Genomic DNA, 15,468 nt, shown 5'->3' on the forward strand with positions numbered 1-15,468 from the left:
TTATCCCTCGCAGGCAGTGCGGTACTCCGCTTCCAGGCGGTCGACCAGCGCGGCAATCGGCAGGATTTCCTTGATGGCGCCCACACCCTGACCCGCTGACCATACGTCCCGCCAGCGCTTGGCGTCGCCGGTGGACGCCGCAATATCGATTTTGGCGCCTGAAGGCATATTAGCCGGGTCGTAGCCCGCTGCAACCAGGCTCGCGCGGAGCCAGTTGGCCTTGACCCCGGTGAGCGCGTCAGAGCAGATGATGTCGGCGCCGTTGGCATCCACCACCATCTGCTTGTACTCGGGCACCGCCATGCTCTCCTCGGTGGCGATAAAGCGGGTGCCCATGTAGGCGTAGGTGGCGCCGAGCACCTGTGCCGCGCGCACGCCGCGGCCGCTGGAAATACCGCCACCGAGCACGATGTCGCCATCCCAGAACTGGCGTACTTCCTCGACAAAGGCAAAACCTGACTGTTGCCCGGTGTGGCCACCGGCGCCGGCGGCGACCAGTACCAGGCCGTCCACCCCGGCCTCCACCGCCTTGGCGGCAAAGCGGGTGTCGATGACATCGGCAAACACCTTGCCACCGTAGCTGTGGACTTCGTCAATGGCCTCCTTCGGGCTGCCCAGCGCCGAGATCACCAGCGGTGCGCGGTATTTCACCGCCAGCGCGAGATCCTCGAAGCGGCGGGTATTGGAGCGGTGCATCATCAGATTGATTGCCCAGGGGCCGTCCTGCTCGCCGCCTACCGCGGCGGTAATCTGTTGCAGCCAGCTTTCCAGTTCCTCGGTAGTGCGGGCGTTGACGGAAGGGAAGGTGCCGACAATCCCGGCGTTGCAGCTGGCGATGACCATCTCCGGCCCTGACTGCAGGAACATGGGAGCCTGGAAGACGGGGATTCTGAGCTGGGACAGGGCGCGGGGCATGGCGTCTCCGAGGGTGACTTTTATTAAAAGACTCTCATGGTACGGGCGATAACCACCGCAGGCAAGAGCGGAGGATTCCGGCGATACCTTACTGGCGCCGCGGCGGCAGCGGCACCAAGCCGCTGGTGCGGGCCATATATTCGGCATAGCCGGGCTTTTCCCGGGCCAGCTTCTTGTCCAGGGTGCGCTGGCCGGTGACGTTGACGACCAGGTAGCTATAGGCGAGCGGGCCGATGATGGTGAGGAAGCCGAAAGGCGCCTCGCAGGCCACCAGCCAGATGCCCCACCACACGCACAGTTCGCCAAAATAGTTGGGGTGACGGGAGTAGCGCCACAAACCGGTGCAGAGCACGGTGCCCTTGTTCGCGGGGTCCTTCCGAAAGTGTTGTAATTGCCGGTCGGCGATCGTTTCCGTTACCAGGCCCAGCAGCCACAGGGCGGTGCCGGCGACCGCCAGCCAGCCCGGGGCACCAGTGCCCAGCTGCATGCCTAGCTGTACCGGCAGGGAGGCCAGCCAGAGCACCAGCGCCTGCAGCAGGAACACCTTGCGCAGGCTGAGCCAGATAAAGGCGCGTTCGTCATTCACCCAGCTGCGCAGCTTGGTGTAGCGAGGGTCCTCACCGTGCCCCCAATTGCGTGTTATCAGGTAGGCGGTGATGCGCAGCGCCCACAGAGCTACCATCGCCGACAGCAGCCATTGCAGGGGGCCAATGCTGGGCGCAAGCAGCAGGCTGGCGACGGTGATGGCGACAATGATCAGGGCGAAAAACATGTCGATGATGCTGACATCCCGGAGGGGAATACTCGCCAGCCACAGTGCAATGGCGGCGGCGAGGGCGACGCCCAGGGACGTGGCGAACAGTAACAGCAGTTCCATCATGACTGGATGCTCCCCGCAAAAGCCTTGAACATCGCCACCGCCGATGCAGAGTCCCGGTCCGGAGGGGGCAGGCGGGACCAGGCCGCAGCCACTTCCACCGGTGTGCTGCCGGCGGTAACCGCAGCGCTCAGCAGCGGCCGCGCCCGGGCCATATTGCCTCCGCCCGCTATCAAGGTCTCGCCATTCAGGGGGCAGCTGTGGCTGACCAGCCAGGCCACCACCGGCGCCACGGCCGCCGGGCTGAGGCTTTCCCGCAGTGCCGGCGGAAGACTGTCCCGGGTCATTGCGGTGTTGGCAAAGGGGGCGATGGTGTTCACCCGTACGCCGTGGGGGGCACCTTCCAGGGCCAGGGCCTGGCAAAGCCCGATGACTGCCGCCTTGGACGCGGAGTAGGCCGGCAGCCCGTGCTCGCCATACAGGCCCGCCGCTGAACTGCTGACCACGATCGCGCCGCTGCGTTGGCGGTACAGGTGGGCAAACGTCGGATGCAGGAGGTGCGCGGTCCCCATCAGGTTGATCTCCACGACCCGACGGAACTCATCGAGCGACTGCTTGTGGAATGAGGCGGCTTCGGAGACCCCGGCATTGGCGATCACGATGTCCAGGCGGCCGAATTGCTCCAGTGCCAGGGACAGCAGCTGCTCGCCGCAGCCCGGGTCTGCGGCATCGGAATAATCGGCGACGGCTTCTCCACCCATCGCCTCTATCTCGCCCACCACAGCGTCCGCGCTGCGCACGCTATCAGTTGTGTGGCATCGGTTGTTGACCACCAGGCGGACGCCGCGCATGGCCAGTTCCAGCGCATAGGCCCGGCCCAGGCCCTTGCCGGCACCGGTGACAATGGCGACCCTGCCCGCCAGGTCGCCGCCGAGGCTCCCTGCCTCTCTCTCTCCGTTATCCGCCACTCTGCCACCTGTCACTTTTATAAATAGACTTCAATTCTAGCCAAGCGCGGTAGTGCCCGCAAGCTCTGTCCGTGAGCTATTTAGCTGGTGTGCATTTAAACTTGCATAAAAAAACCTGCTATCTATAATCGGGTCAAGATCCGGTTCCAGGGAGAGCAATATGCAGAGTCTCAGCAAAGTCAGTGAATACCCTTCGGTTGACCAGTGTATCGGCGGTGTCGCCGAGTTTTCCGACACCCAGCCGTGGATCTACACCCTGGACAACCCCTACTTGCACGGGGTCTACGCTCCTACCTCGGACGAGCTGGATGTCGCGGGCCTCGCTGTGGAGGGGGAACTGCCGTCGGACCTTGAGGGCGCGTATTTCCGCAATGGCCCCAACCCGGTGTTCAAGCCCAAGAACCGCTACCATCCCTTTGATGGTGACGGCATGGTGCACGGGGTGTACTTTCGCGATGGCCAGGCCGCCTATCGCAATCGCTATGTGAGCACCGTGGCCTTGCAGGGAGAGCGGGCCGACGGGCGCTCGGTTTCGCCCGGGGTGATGGGTCCGTTCGACTACAGCGTGTCGCCCTTCGGTATCAAGGACACTTCCAATACCGATATTTTTATCTACAACGGCGACCTGATGAGCCTGTGGTACAACGCCGGTCATCCCTATAGGCTGGATGCGCACGATCTTGCGACCAAGGGCTTTTACGATCTGCAGGGACGGCAGCAGCGGCGCATGTCGGCGCACTCCAAGGTCGATCTGGCCACCGGCGAGCTGTTGTTCTTTGATTACGGCGATGAGCCACCCTACATGACCTATGGCGTGGCTGACCCCAGCGGCAAACTGCTGCACGAGGTGGCCATCGATCTGCCGGGGCCGCGCCTGCCCCACGATATTGGCTTTACCACCCACTACACGATTCTGCACGACCTGCCGTTTTTCCACGACATGAATGTCCTGCGTCAGCACGGTTACCGGGTGCTGACCTTTCACACCGACATCCCCACCCGCTTTGGCCTGATACCGCGCCACGGTGCCGGCAGCGACGTGCGCTGGTTCGAGTGCGAACCCTGCTACATCCTGCACACCAGTAATTGCTGGGAGGAGGGTGACTGGGTGGTCATGGATGGTTGCCGCTCCACCAATCCGATGCCCGATGCCCAGCCCGGGGAAGGTGAGCTGGCCTCCATGCTGGCCTACATGCGGCTGGAGGCGAACAACTACCGCTGGCGCTTCAACCTGCGTACCGGGGAAGTACGGGAGGGGCCGATCGACGATCTCAATACCGAGTTCAACAAGACCAACCCGCTATATCACGGCCGCAAGAGTCGCTACGCCTACCACCAGCGTATTCCGCTGCATCACGAGGGCGGTTATACCCTCCGGTTTACCGGGCTGGTCAAGTACGATAACGAAACCGGTCAGCGCTGGCAGTGGGATTACGGCAAAGGCGTGTTCGGCAGCGAGGCAGTGTTCGCGCCGCGCCGGGGCGCCACTGCGAACTCCGGCGAGGACGACGGCTATGTCATCACCCTGGCGACGGACAGCAATACCTGGCAATCACACTGCCTGGTGTTTGACGCCCGGGATATCGAGCAGGGGCCGGTGGCGCGGGTACTGATGCCGCATCGGGTGCCCTATGGTTTCCACGCTACCTGGGCGCGTGGTGAGGACCTGTATCGCGCCTGATTGAATCGGGGCGCGTGGATTGCACGCGCCCTGACCTTGTTTTTCGCCAATGTTGCGATAAACTGGGTTCGTTAATGCAAGCCACTATAATTGATAACTCGCCACGAGGCTTCTATGACTACCAACGCACTGCGCATCGCCATCCACGCCTTCGCCGTACTTCCTTTGGCCCTGCCCACGGTGGCCTCCGCCCAGCAGCAGCTGGAAGAGGTCGTGGTGACCGCCGAAAGGCGTGCCCAGAGTATCCAGGATGTACCCCTGTCGGTTGCCGCGCTCGCCGGCGATGATATCGAAGTCGGCAAGATCAGCGGTCTCAACGATATCGCCTTCCGCACCCCGGGGCTCACCTACAACCAGTTCAGCATCGGCGAGCCGCGCATCTACATCCGCGGTATCGGCAACAGCTCGGACTCCGCTGGCAGCGACCCGGCAGTGGGGGTGTTCCTGGATGAGGTCTACATCGGGCGCACCGGCGGCGTGGGTTTCGACCTGTTTGATCTGGAGCGGGTGGAAATCCTGCGCGGTCCGCAGGGCACCCTGTATGGCAAGAACACCAACGGCGGCGCGATCAACATTGTCACGTCGCGCCCCTCCCAGGAAACCGAACTGCGGGTGCGGGTCTCTGCCGGCAGTGACCAGCTGCGCCATTTCCAGGGGCTGGCCAGCGGCGGCCTCAGCGACAACGTCGCCGGCAAGCTGGTGTATTCGTTCCGCGACCGCGAAGGCTACGGCCGCAACGTGATTACTCCCGGCGAAATCAGCACCGCCGGCAACTTCTCCAACAGCCCGACCATCGGCGGCAGTTTTGGCGCCGGCAATGCAGGGGAGAAAATGGACGACGCTCGCGCGGTCAGCGCCCGCGGGCAGCTGATGTTCGATATCAGTGAGCGCGTGGACCTGTTGTTGACGGCGGATTATGCCCGCGACGAGACCAACGGTCCCTGTCGCCACATCCAGAATGTGGACTCGGCGATAGCCGGCCTGGCACCGTTCTGGCGCATCGGTATGTCCGAGCGCTACATGGCCGATGATCGCAACTGCAGCTCCCAGTTCGATACCTCGCAGAAACGTGTGGTCGAAGGACTGATGGCCCGTTTCGAAGTCGACCTGGACTGGGCGAGCCTGACCTCCATTACCGCCTGGCGCTCCAGCGACTACAACTGGGTGGACGACCTCACCGGGATCCCCCTCAACAACCTGGCGGCGCCTTCCCCTCCCGGAGTGCCCTTGCCCCCGGGTTTCTTCACCGCCCCCGGCAATGTGGTCAACGGTGCCGAGGAAGAAGCGTCGCAGATCTCCCAGGAGTTCCGTCTCGCCGGCAACAGCGAGCGCCTGAACTGGCTGGCTGGCGCCTTCTTTATGGAAGAGGATGTGGAGCGGGCCGAGGAGTTCTATACCCAATACAGCACCCCGCTGCAGGGTCTGGGGCTCGCCGGGCTCGGGGATGTGCTGTTTACCCAGGACAATACCACCACCAGCTATGCGGTCTACGGTCAGGCAGACTGGGATATCTCTGAGCAGCTGACCCTGACTTACGGTGTACGCTGGGCCGAGGATGAAAAGGAAATCACCCAGAATTCCATCGACCTGCTGGATACCACGCCGTCCGGCGTTCCCTTGATCCTGCCTTCTTTCGCGGCGCCGGTGTTTGCCGAAGACTCCTGGTCCGAGGTGACCCACAAGCTGTCGCTGGCCTGGCGACCCACCGATGCCCTGATGCTCTACGCCACCTATTCCGAGGGCTTCAAGAGCGGCGCTTTCCAGTCCCAGACCAACCTGGCCAGCGTAGCCGCGGAACCGGTGGATCCGGAAATTGTCGAGAACATCGAGATCGGCATGAAGTCCACCTGGTGGGACCAGCGCCTGCAGTTCAACCTGTCCTACTACGACATGGACTATGAGGACCTGCAGGTATTCGAGCTCAACAGCCGCTTCCTGCTGGTACTGCTGAATGCCCAGGCCGAGTCGAAAGGCTACGAGGCCTCCATCGACGTCGTGCCCTTCGAGAATTTCACCCTGAGCGCGAGCTACAACTACAGTGACGCCACCTTCAAGGAGTTCATCAACTCCAACGGTGTGGACCTGGCGGACCGCGACTTGCCGTTTGCGCCGGATGGTTCCCTTACCAGCACTGCCAATTACCGGGTCAATCTGGGCAATGGCAGCGCCCTGGATTTCGGCCTCAGCTACAGCTGGAAGGATGAGTACTACACCGGTCCCCAGAACCGGCCGGTTGAACGCCAGGGCAGCGTCGAACTGATCGACGCCAGCGTTAGCTGGACCAGTGCCGATGGCTCCCTCGCCGTTGACCTCTGGGGCAAGAACCTCAACGATGAGCTGCAGGTAACCAACCGCATCGTGGATCCCACCGGCGTTACCTCGGAGTATTACATGCCTCCACGCACCGCCGGCGTCACCCTGACCAAGAGCTTCTGATGAAGCGCGGGACAAGCAGCCCGCCGTGGCGCGGGAGCTTGTCCCGGCGGTGTTGCCTTGCCGCCCTGCAGCAGTGGAGGCAGGGCTCGCTTTCACCTATCATCCGGGGTTATGAGTAGTGAAGCCCTCACCATCGTCTTCGCCGATATCAGCGGCAGCACGCGCCTGTTCGAGCAGCGGGGCGATGAGTCGGCGCGTGAGACCATCCTCGGCCTGCTCAATCTGTGCGCCGAGGTTGTTGCCAGCCACGGTGGGGAGGTGGTCAAGACTATCGGCGACGAGATCATGGCGACCTTCCCCACTGTTGAAAGCGGTATCGAGGCGGCGGTGCAGATGCAGCGTCGGGTGAGTGACGAGGTGAGCTGCAGGCGGGAGCGCCTGGCGCTGCGGATCGGCCTGCATCACGGCGACGTGCTGCATGACCGTGGCGACGTTTTTGGCGCAGCGGTCAATACGGCTGCGCGCATGGCCAGCCTCGCCAAGCGCGAGCAGATTGTCACCACTGCGGATTCCGCGCGCAAACTTTCCGCCTCCAGTGGCCTGCGCACGCGCAGTCTGGGCCGGACCCACGTTCCCGGCAAGCACGCCTTGCTGGATATTGTCGACGTGATCTGGCAGGAGGACACCACCAACATCACGACCTTCCAGGGGCAGGAATCGCTTGCCGAGGTGCATCACGACACCTGCCTGGAGCTTGTGCTGGACGGAATTGCGGTGACCATGGATGAAACCAGCCAGCCGCTGCTGCTGGGCCGGGATACCTCGGCGGATCTGGTGGTGGAGGCTGAGTGGGTGTCCCGTCATCACGCATCCATCGAGTACCGGCGGGGATTCTTCGTGCTTGCCGATGCCTCCACCAACGGCACCTTCGTCTGTCTCGGCGACGATGACCCGGTTTTCCTGCACCGCGATGAGTTGCTGCTGCGCGGCAGCGGCAATATCAGCCTGGGCCAGAGTCGCGACATGAGTCCCTCTCTGGCGCTGGTTTTCCGGTGCAGCTGACGGATAGAGTCCAGCCCTGCGAGCGCGGAACGACTGTCGGGTACCGGACATGAGCCAGCTGCTAACCCGGGCCAGCTCCATCAACCGCGCCCTGGACCAGATTGGCGACAAATGGTGCATCCTGATCATCCAGGAGGTGTTCTGGGGTATCAATACCTTCGGCGGGATGCTCGAGGCCACCGGCGTATCCCGGGGGGTGCTGTCCAACCGGTTGAAATGGCTGCAGTCCATGGACTGTCTGCGCAAGCGCTCTTCGGACGGGGGGCCGCGCCATCCTGTCTATCACCTGACCCGCAAGTCGATAGATCTCTATCAACACGCATTGATGGCGGTTATCTGGGAAGAAAAGCATCACCCGCCGCCGCCTGCGGGGAAGGTGCACCTGTTGCATCGCAGCTGCGGCCAGTCCCTGCAGCCGCGCCTGCGCTGTGGCAGCTGCCGTCGCGATGTGGACGGCAGGGACGTCAGCTATCATCCCGGCCCCGGTGCAACCCGGGACGTCCGGGACAAGAAGGTGCGCCGGCGTTCCTCCTTGTCCGCCCACGAGGTTCCCGGGGAACACAGCGTCTATCGCAACCTGATCAACCTGGTGGGCGACCGCTGGACCGCCAACGTGATTGCCCTGGCCTTTCACGGCCTGCAGCGCTTCGATGAATTCCACACGGAATTGCCGGTGGCGACCAATATTCTCTCGGACCGGATGCGCTACCTGGTGCGCCAGGGCGTGTTTGCCACCAGGCCCTATCAGCAGCGCCCGGTGCGCTACGCCTACGAGTTAACCGAGAAGGGCTGGGACCTGTTTCCCTACTTTCTCACCCTGCTGCAGTGGGGCGACAAATGGTGCGACCCCACTGGCGCCGGCCGCCCGATGTGCCTTACCCACACCGTCTGCGGCGAAAACCTGCACGGCGAAGTGGTCTGTGACCACTGCGGCGAAGAGCTGCGCGCCCACCACGTCGATTTCACCATTGGAGACCCGGTATGACCGCCCTGTTCAACAAACACCAGGACCTGTTGACGAAGGCCCTGGACGCCTGCGCCCGGCGCTACGCCTGGAGTGGCTGGCCCGAGAACCCCAGCAGCAAGATCCACGGCGAGGCCAGGCCGGCGGCCGGACAGGCGCGCTTCGAGGCCCTGCTGGGTCAGGACTTTCCGCTGCAGCAGCCCGGCGAGATCGACCGCGTCGGCGAGGAAGTCTCGCCCTACACCGGCAGACCCCTGGGGCTGCGCTATCCGCGGCTGGACCCGGGCAGCCTGTTCCCGGCCATCAATGCCGGGCGCCCCGCCTGGGCCGCTGCCAGTCCGGAGGAGCGGGTGGGGGTCTGCCTGGAGATCCTCCAGCGCTGCGGGGAGCAGCTATTCGAAAATGCCCACGCCACCATGCACACTTCCGGCCAGTCCTATGTCATGGCGTTTGCGGGCAGTGGCGCCAATGCCCTGGACCGTGGGCTGGAGGCGCTGGCCTATGCTCACAAGGCCATGCAGGACGTGCCCGCCAGCGCGCGCTGGGAGCGGCAGTTCGGCCGCGACGGCGTGGCCAGCCTGGACAAGCGCTATCGGCTGGTGCCGCGCGGTATCGGTGTGGTGATTTGCTGCGCCACCTTTCCGCTGTGGAATACCTATCCGGCGCTCTGTGCATCGCTTGCCACTGGTAATCCGGTGGTGCTCAAGCCGCACCCGGCGGCGACCCTGCCGGTGGCGATGGTGGCGAAGGTGTGCCGCGAAGTGCTGGCCGAGGCGGGCTTTGATCCCAATCTGGTAACCCTGGCGGCGGACAGCCGCGCGGAACCGGCGACCCTGCCGCTGGTCCAGCACCCGGACACCGCCATCATTGATTTTACCGGCAGTCCGCGCTTTGGCAGCTGGCTGGAACAGAACTGCCCCGGCAAGCTCGTCTATACCGAGACCGCGGGCTGCAACTCGGTGGTGGTAGAGTCCACGGATGACCTCACCGCCACAGCCAGGGCCATCGCACATTCACTGTGCCAGGCCTCGGCGCAGATGTGCACCAGCGTGCAGAATATCCATATACCGGCGGCGGGAATCCGGGTTGGCGGTGAGGCAGTCCCCCACGCAGAGGTGGCGCAGGCGATCTGCGCCGCAGTGGATCACTGGCTTGCCGATGCGCGCGGCGCCGCCACCCTGTGCGGCACCCTGTTCGACCCCTCGGTACAGGCCAACGTGGATCGCTATCGCGAGCTGGCCGGTGACAGGATCCTGCGCGACTCGGCAGCCTACGCCAATCCGGACTTCCCGGCCGCACGCACCGCGACACCGCTGGTGATTGCGGCGACCGCAGCGGATCGGGACTGGTACCGGCAGGAAGTCTTTGGTCCGGTCTCCTTTATCATCGCCAACGACAGCGCGGAGTCCTGCCTGGAGGACGCCACCGGCAATGCCCGCGATTGCGGGGCCATCACCTCCCATGTCTACTCCACGGATCCGGTGTTCCTGGGCAGGGCGGTGGACGCCTACCACGCCGCCGGTGCGTCGGTGGCCTGTAACCTGACCGGCATGCCGATCAACTTTGCCGCCGCCTACTCGGATTTCCACGTCACCGGGCTCAATCCTGCAGGCAATGCCTGCCTCGCGGACCTCGCCTTCGTCAGCAACCGGTTTCGCATCGTGCAAAGCAAGTTCATGGGTGTGGCGCCGGCGCACTGAGCGCTGCGGTTCAGGCCTTGGGGCCCTGCTGCCGGAAGGCCAGGGCCTCGGCGATGTGGCTGTGGTCGATGCTGGTGGCTCCGGCCATGTCGGCCAGGGTTCTGGCGACCCGCAGGCTGCGGTGCAGGCCGCGCCCGGACAGGCGCAGGGTGTCGGCGGCCCGCTCGAGCTCGCGCCTCGCCGCCGGCTGCAGACTGCACACCTCGCGAAACCGCTCGTCGGGCAGGCTGGCATTGGTGCAGCCCTGCCGCTGCAGCTGATGTGCCCGCGCGGCAACGACCCGCGCCCTTACCGCCGCTGAACTTTCCCCCGCCGTTCGCTCGCGCAGCAGGGTCGCGGCGTCGATACGCGGCACGTCCGCGTGCAGGTCAATCCGGTCCAGCAGTGGGCCCGACAGGCGCTGCCGATAGCGCTGGATCTGGTCCGGGGTGCAGCGGCAGGGTTGCTGTGGGTCGCCGTTAAACCCGCAGGGGCAGGGGTTCATGGCGGCAACCAGCTGGAAACGGGCCGGGTAGGTGAATTTGTGATTGGCACGGGACAGGGTAATGGCGGCGGCTTCCATGGGTTCCCGCAGCATTTCCAGCACCTGGCGGCTGAATTCTGGCAATTCGTCCAGGAACAGTACCCCGCCGTGGGCGAGGCTGGCTTCGCCGGGTCGCGGTCGGGCGCCGCCGCCGACCAGGGCCGCAGCGCTGGCGCTGTGGTGTGGATTGCGGAAGGGGCGACGCCACAAATGCTCCAGGCTGGTGCTGTCGTAGAAACTGTGCAGCGCGGCGCAGGTCAGTGCCTCATCCGGGTCCGGTGGCGGCAGGATGCCGGGCAGGCGACTGGCGAGCAGGGTTTTGCCGGTGCCGGGTGGGCCGCAGAGCAGCAGGTTGTGGCCGCCGCTGGCGGCAATTTCCAGGGCGCGCCGCGCCAGGTCCTGGCCCGCGACGTCCGCCAGGTCTGGATAGCGCGGCAGGGTGTGTGCTGTGGCGCTGGCTACCGTGGGCGCCAGGGGCTGACGGCCGTTCAGGTGCGCGCACAGCGTCAGCAGGTCCTCTGCGCCAATGATCCTGCTGTCGGGAACGACAGCGGCCAGGGCGGCGTTGTCAGCTGGCGTGACCAGTGTGCGCCCCGCACTGGTGCAGGCCTGGGCTGCGGGAACGATGCCGGGAATGGGGCGGATAGTGCCGCCGAGCGCGAGTTCGCCCACGAACTCGTAGCGGGCAAGGTCGGTGCTCGGGAGCTGGCCGGAGGCGGCCAGGATGCCGAGGGCGATGGGGAGATCAAAGCGGCCGCCCTCCTTGGGCAGGTCCGCCGGCGCGAGGTTCACGGTTATGCGTCGGTCGGGGAACTCGAAGTGGGAGTTCTGCAGGGCGCAGCGCACGCGATCGCGGCTTTCGCGTACCGCGGTTTCCGGCAGGCCGACGATGCTGAACGAGGGCAGACCATTGGCGAGGTGGGCTTCCACCTGCACCGGGGGTGAGGCGATACCCACCGCCGCGCGGCTGAAGATGACAGACAGTTCCATGGCTCATCCTTGAGCATGCCCCCCGGGGATGTTAGTTCCTCGCTTGCAGGGCCTCAAATTCCTTGGTCAGTGCTTCCAGTTCCGCCTCCAGTTGCGCGACCCGTGTCCGGGTGCGGGCGAGGATGGCCGCCTGGGCGTCGAATTCTTCCCGGCTCACCACATCCAGTTTGCCCAGTGCGGACTGCGCCAACGCGCGCACACCCTTGTCCACATCTGCGCGGAGTCCGGAGCCTGCGGCCAGTGCGTTCATCTGTTGCAGGATGTCGCCCAGCGGTGGGGGTTTCAGGGCCATGACAGGGCGTCTCTTTCCACAATGTTAGCGGCTGCAGTGTAGTGCAATTGGCTGGCCGAGCACAGATCATCGCTGCGCACCAATATCAAGCGCCGCACTACTATGGTGCACCGCAGATGCTCTCCCACGGCTCGGGGATCGCCCCGCGATGCCGGATTTATTTTATAACAAACTGTTTTATAAAGACTTTAATCCTGTTGGCACAGGGTCTGCAGAAGCTCAGTTGCGAATGTGACAAACGTGTCACGGAAGTCACCGGGCCAAGACCTGCGACTCCCGAACGCCAACCCAAGGAGAATCACAACATGTTGCACAAGAAACTGCTTCCCGCTTCCATCACCGCTGCCCTGTTGTTGGGTGCCGCTTCCGCCCAGGCGGAAATCAGCGCCAACGTCACCCTGGCCACGGATTACACCTTCCGCGGTATCTCCCAGACCGGCGAGCGCGGAGCCATCCAGGGTGGCTTCGACTGGTCCGGTGAGTCCGGGCTGTACGCGGGCATCTGGGGCTCCAACATCAACTTCGGTGGCGATGCGTCCACCGAGATGGACTACTACGGCGGCTTTGCCGGTGAAACCGCCGGTGGCTTCGGCTACGACTTCGGCTTCATTTACTACGACTACGAGAACGAGCCAGAGTTCGACTATCTGGAATTCGCGCTGGGCTTCAGCTACTCGGACTTCAGTTTCGGTGTGAACTACTCCGATGAGTTCGGCGACGGCGGCCCCACCTATATCTACTACTCTGCCGGCTACTCCATGAGCCTTACCGAGGAGTTCAGTGTCGGCTTCAACATCGGTTTCACCGACACTGACCAGGACGATTTCTGGGAAGAAGGCGAAGACACCTACATGGATTACGGCGTCACCTTCGGCTACAGCGCCTACGAACTGGACTTCGCACTCGCCCTGATCGGCACCGATCTCGACGATAGCGATGCCGCCGATGATCGCGTCGTGTTCTCCATCTCGAAGAGCTTCTGAGCCGCCGGGACTGAACCCCACTGGCGCCCTGCGGGGCGCCCTGTTGAAACCAGGAGATTTGCATGAAACTGATCACGGCTATCGTCAAGCCATTCAAATTGGACGATGTACGCGAGGCGCTCTCTGAGATAGGTGTGCAGGGCATCACTGTGACCGAGGTCAAGGGCTTCGGTCGCCAGAAAGGCCACACCGAGTTGTATCGTGGCGCCGAGTACGTTGTCGACTTCCTTCCCAAGGTCAAGATCGAGGTGGCCGTTGCCGAGGCCCTGGCGGAAAAAACCATTGAGGCCATCACCAAGGCTGCCAACACCGGCAAGATCGGTGACGGCAAGGTTTTTGTGTCCGCTCTGGAGCAGGTGATACGGATTCGTACCGGCGAAACCGGCGAAGACGCCATCTGAACCCACGCGACTAACCAACGAGAGTGAATCCCATGGAAAACCAGATTTTTGAATTACAGTATGCGATGGACACCTTTTACTTCCTGGTGTGCGGCGCGCTGGTAATGTGGATGGCGGCAGGCTTCGCAATGCTGGAGGCAGGCCTCGTTCGCGCCAAGAATACCACTGAAATCCTGACCAAGAACGTGGCCCTGTACGCGGTGGCCTGCACCATGTACCTGATCTGCGGCTACCACTTCATGTACGACGGGGGCTTCTTCCTGTCCGGTGTGACCACGGTTGCCCAAATGGATGACGTGGCCGTGGCCGCGGTGCTGGCGGACTCCGCTGAAGCCGGCTTTGGCGGCGACTCGGTGTACTCGGGTGCTTCCGACTTCTTCTTCCAGGTGGTGTTTGTCGCCACCGCCATGTCCATCGTGTCCGGTGCCGTGGCAGAGCGGATGAAGTTGTGGGCCTTCCTGGCCTTCGCCGTAGTCATGACCGGTTTCATCTACCCGATCGAGGGCGGCTGGACCTGGGGTGGCAAGGCAGTGCCGTTCATCGGTGAACTGAGCTACAGCGACTACGCCGGCTCCGGTATTGTGCACCTTGCTGGTGCGGCGGCGGCCCTGGCAGGCGTCCTGCTGCTCGGCGCGCGCAAAGGCAAGTATGCCGCTGACGGTTCTGTCCGTGCCATTCCCGGCGCCAACATGCCGCTGGCAACCCTGGGTACCTTTATCCTGTGGATGGGCTGGTTCGGCTTCAACGGCGGCTCCACCCTGAAACTGGGCGGCATCGCGGTAGCCAACGAAGTGGCCAACGTGTTCCTGAACACCAACGCTGCTGCTGCGGGCGGCCTGATCGCGGCCCTGCTGCTGTCGCGCCTCGTGTTCGGCAAGGCAGACCTGACCATGGCCCTGAACGGCGCGCTCGCCGGCCTGGTCGCCATTACGGCCGAGCCTGCTGATCCCTCGCCCCTGCTGGCGATGATCATCGGCGCCATCGGCGGCATCATCGTGGTGGGCAGCATCGTGGCCATGGACAAGATCAAGATCGACGATCCGGTCGGCGCCATCTCTGTCCACGGCGTGGTCGGTATCTGGGGCATCTTCGCGGTACTGCTGTCCGACCCCGACGCCACCTTCATGGGCCAGCTGGTCGGCACCCTGGTGATCTTTATCTGGGTCTTTGGCGCCAGCCTGATTACCTGGGCAATCCTCAAGGCCGTCATGGGTATCCGGGTCAGCGAGGAAGAGGAGTACGAAGGGGTGGATCTGTCCGAGTGCGGGATGGAAGCCTACCCGGAGTTTGTTTCCCAGAAATAGTTCCAGTCTTGCGGGCGCATTGATGCAATGCGTGCTTTGGGGGCCTTCGGGCCCCCTTTTTTGTGCCCACCCCTTGCGATTCTGCGCCCGCCTTCCATAATGGCTGCTTCGTTGAACGCGCCGGAGCACCGCCATGAAACTGGTCACCGCAATTATCAAACCCTTCAAAATGGATGATGTTCGCGCCGCCCTCTCGGATATCGGGGTGCAGGGTATCACCGTGACCGAGGTCAAGGGCTTCGGGCGCCAGCGCGGTCACACCGAGCTCTACCGGGGCGCTGAATACGTGGTCGATTTCCTGCCCAAGCTGAAGCTGGAGATCGCCGTCGGCGAGAGCCATCTCGATGCCACGATCGAAGCCATCATCAAGGCCGCCAATACCGGCAAGATCGGCGACGGCAAGATTTTTGTGACCGAGATGGAGCAGGTGATCCGCATCCGCACCGGCGAGACCGGCGAAGAAGCCATCTGATACTGCCAGAGCGGTAATCG

General features: G+C 63.6%; 14 protein-coding genes. 9 read left to right on the forward strand and 5 right to left on the reverse strand.

Annotated features, from left to right (window positions below):
- The 3 genes from RJQ10_RS16120 to RJQ10_RS16130 form a co-directional block, all read right to left on the reverse strand.
- Window positions 1-915: an NAD(P)H-dependent flavin oxidoreductase gene (locus RJQ10_RS16120; protein ID WP_350148401.1), complete on the reverse strand. Its 915-nt coding sequence runs from the start codon at window positions 913-915 to the stop codon at window positions 1-3.
- An 88-nt stretch (window positions 916-1,003) separates the two neighbouring features.
- Window positions 1,004-1,795: a DUF1295 domain-containing protein gene (locus RJQ10_RS16125; protein ID WP_350148402.1), complete on the reverse strand. Its 792-nt coding sequence runs from the start codon at window positions 1,793-1,795 to the stop codon at window positions 1,004-1,006.
- The gene (locus RJQ10_RS16130) at window positions 1,792-2,700 is read right to left on the reverse strand and encodes an SDR family NAD(P)-dependent oxidoreductase (RefSeq protein WP_350148403.1); all 909 of its coding nucleotides are present in this window, start codon (window positions 2,698-2,700) and stop codon (window positions 1,792-1,794) included. The genes RJQ10_RS16125 and RJQ10_RS16130 overlap by 4 nt, the downstream gene beginning before the upstream one ends.
- A gap of 160 nt (window positions 2,701-2,860) precedes the next feature.
- Here RJQ10_RS16130 and RJQ10_RS16135 point away from each other — a divergent pair, with 160 nt between their 5' ends.
- The 5 genes from RJQ10_RS16135 (at window position 2,861) to paaN (ending at window position 10,483) form a co-directional block, all read left to right on the forward strand.
- The gene (locus RJQ10_RS16135) at window positions 2,861-4,381 is read left to right on the forward strand and encodes a carotenoid oxygenase family protein (protein WP_350148405.1); all 1,521 of its coding nucleotides are present in this window, start codon (window positions 2,861-2,863) and stop codon (window positions 4,379-4,381) included.
- A 114-nt stretch (window positions 4,382-4,495) separates the two neighbouring features.
- Window positions 4,496-6,817, forward strand: a complete 2,322-nt coding sequence (locus RJQ10_RS16140; protein WP_350148406.1) for a TonB-dependent receptor — start codon at window positions 4,496-4,498, stop codon at window positions 6,815-6,817.
- A gap of 111 nt (window positions 6,818-6,928) precedes the next feature.
- Window positions 6,929-7,819 carry an adenylate/guanylate cyclase domain-containing protein gene (locus RJQ10_RS16145; RefSeq protein WP_350148407.1) on the forward strand — a complete coding sequence of 297 codons (891 nt, stop codon included), beginning with the start codon at window positions 6,929-6,931 and terminating at the stop codon, window positions 7,817-7,819.
- 49 nt (window positions 7,820-7,868) lie between these two features.
- Complete coding sequence (locus RJQ10_RS16150; RefSeq protein WP_350148408.1) at window positions 7,869-8,804, forward strand: winged helix-turn-helix transcriptional regulator; 936 nt, start codon at window positions 7,869-7,871, stop codon at window positions 8,802-8,804.
- Complete coding sequence (gene paaN / locus RJQ10_RS16155) at window positions 8,801-10,483, forward strand: phenylacetic acid degradation protein PaaN (RefSeq protein ID WP_350148409.1); 1,683 nt, start codon at window positions 8,801-8,803, stop codon at window positions 10,481-10,483. Before RJQ10_RS16150 ends, paaN begins: the two co-directional genes overlap by 4 nt.
- A 10-nt stretch (window positions 10,484-10,493) precedes the next feature.
- Here paaN and RJQ10_RS16160 read toward each other — a convergent pair whose 3' ends face one another.
- Both RJQ10_RS16160 and RJQ10_RS16165 read right to left on the reverse strand, forming a co-directional pair.
- Window positions 10,494-11,996 (reverse strand): YifB family Mg chelatase-like AAA ATPase, encoded by a 1,503-nt coding sequence (locus tag RJQ10_RS16160; protein WP_350148410.1) that lies wholly within the window; start codon window positions 11,994-11,996, stop codon window positions 10,494-10,496.
- Between the two features lie 31 nt (window positions 11,997-12,027).
- A complete protein-coding gene (locus tag RJQ10_RS16165; protein ID WP_350148411.1) occupies window positions 12,028-12,288 on the reverse strand; it encodes an accessory factor UbiK family protein in 261 nt (86 codons plus the stop codon).
- Window positions 12,289-12,593: 305 nt separating this feature from the next.
- Between RJQ10_RS16165 and RJQ10_RS16170 the strand changes: the two genes are divergently transcribed.
- The 4 genes from RJQ10_RS16170 to RJQ10_RS16185 all read left to right on the forward strand — a co-directional run bounded on the left by RJQ10_RS16170 (window position 12,594) and on the right by RJQ10_RS16185 (window position 15,448).
- A complete protein-coding gene (locus tag RJQ10_RS16170; protein WP_350148412.1) occupies window positions 12,594-13,271 on the forward strand; it encodes a TorF family putative porin in 678 nt (225 codons plus the stop codon).
- 62 nt (window positions 13,272-13,333) lie between these two features.
- Window positions 13,334-13,672, forward strand: a complete 339-nt coding sequence (gene glnK / locus RJQ10_RS16175) for a P-II family nitrogen regulator (RefSeq protein ID WP_350148413.1) — start codon at window positions 13,334-13,336, stop codon at window positions 13,670-13,672.
- A gap of 32 nt (window positions 13,673-13,704) precedes the next feature.
- Window positions 13,705-14,976, forward strand: coding sequence for an ammonium transporter AmtB (locus RJQ10_RS16180; protein WP_350148414.1), 1,272 nt, complete (start codon window positions 13,705-13,707; stop codon window positions 14,974-14,976).
- 133 nt (window positions 14,977-15,109) lie between these two features.
- Entirely contained in the window at window positions 15,110-15,448 is a 339-nt protein-coding gene (locus tag RJQ10_RS16185) for a P-II family nitrogen regulator (protein ID WP_350148415.1), read from the forward strand.
- The last annotated feature ends 20 nt before the right edge of the window (window positions 15,449-15,468 follow it).

Source organism: Haliea sp., from assembly GCF_040222615.1.
GTDB lineage: Bacteria > Pseudomonadota > Gammaproteobacteria > Pseudomonadales > Halieaceae > Haliea.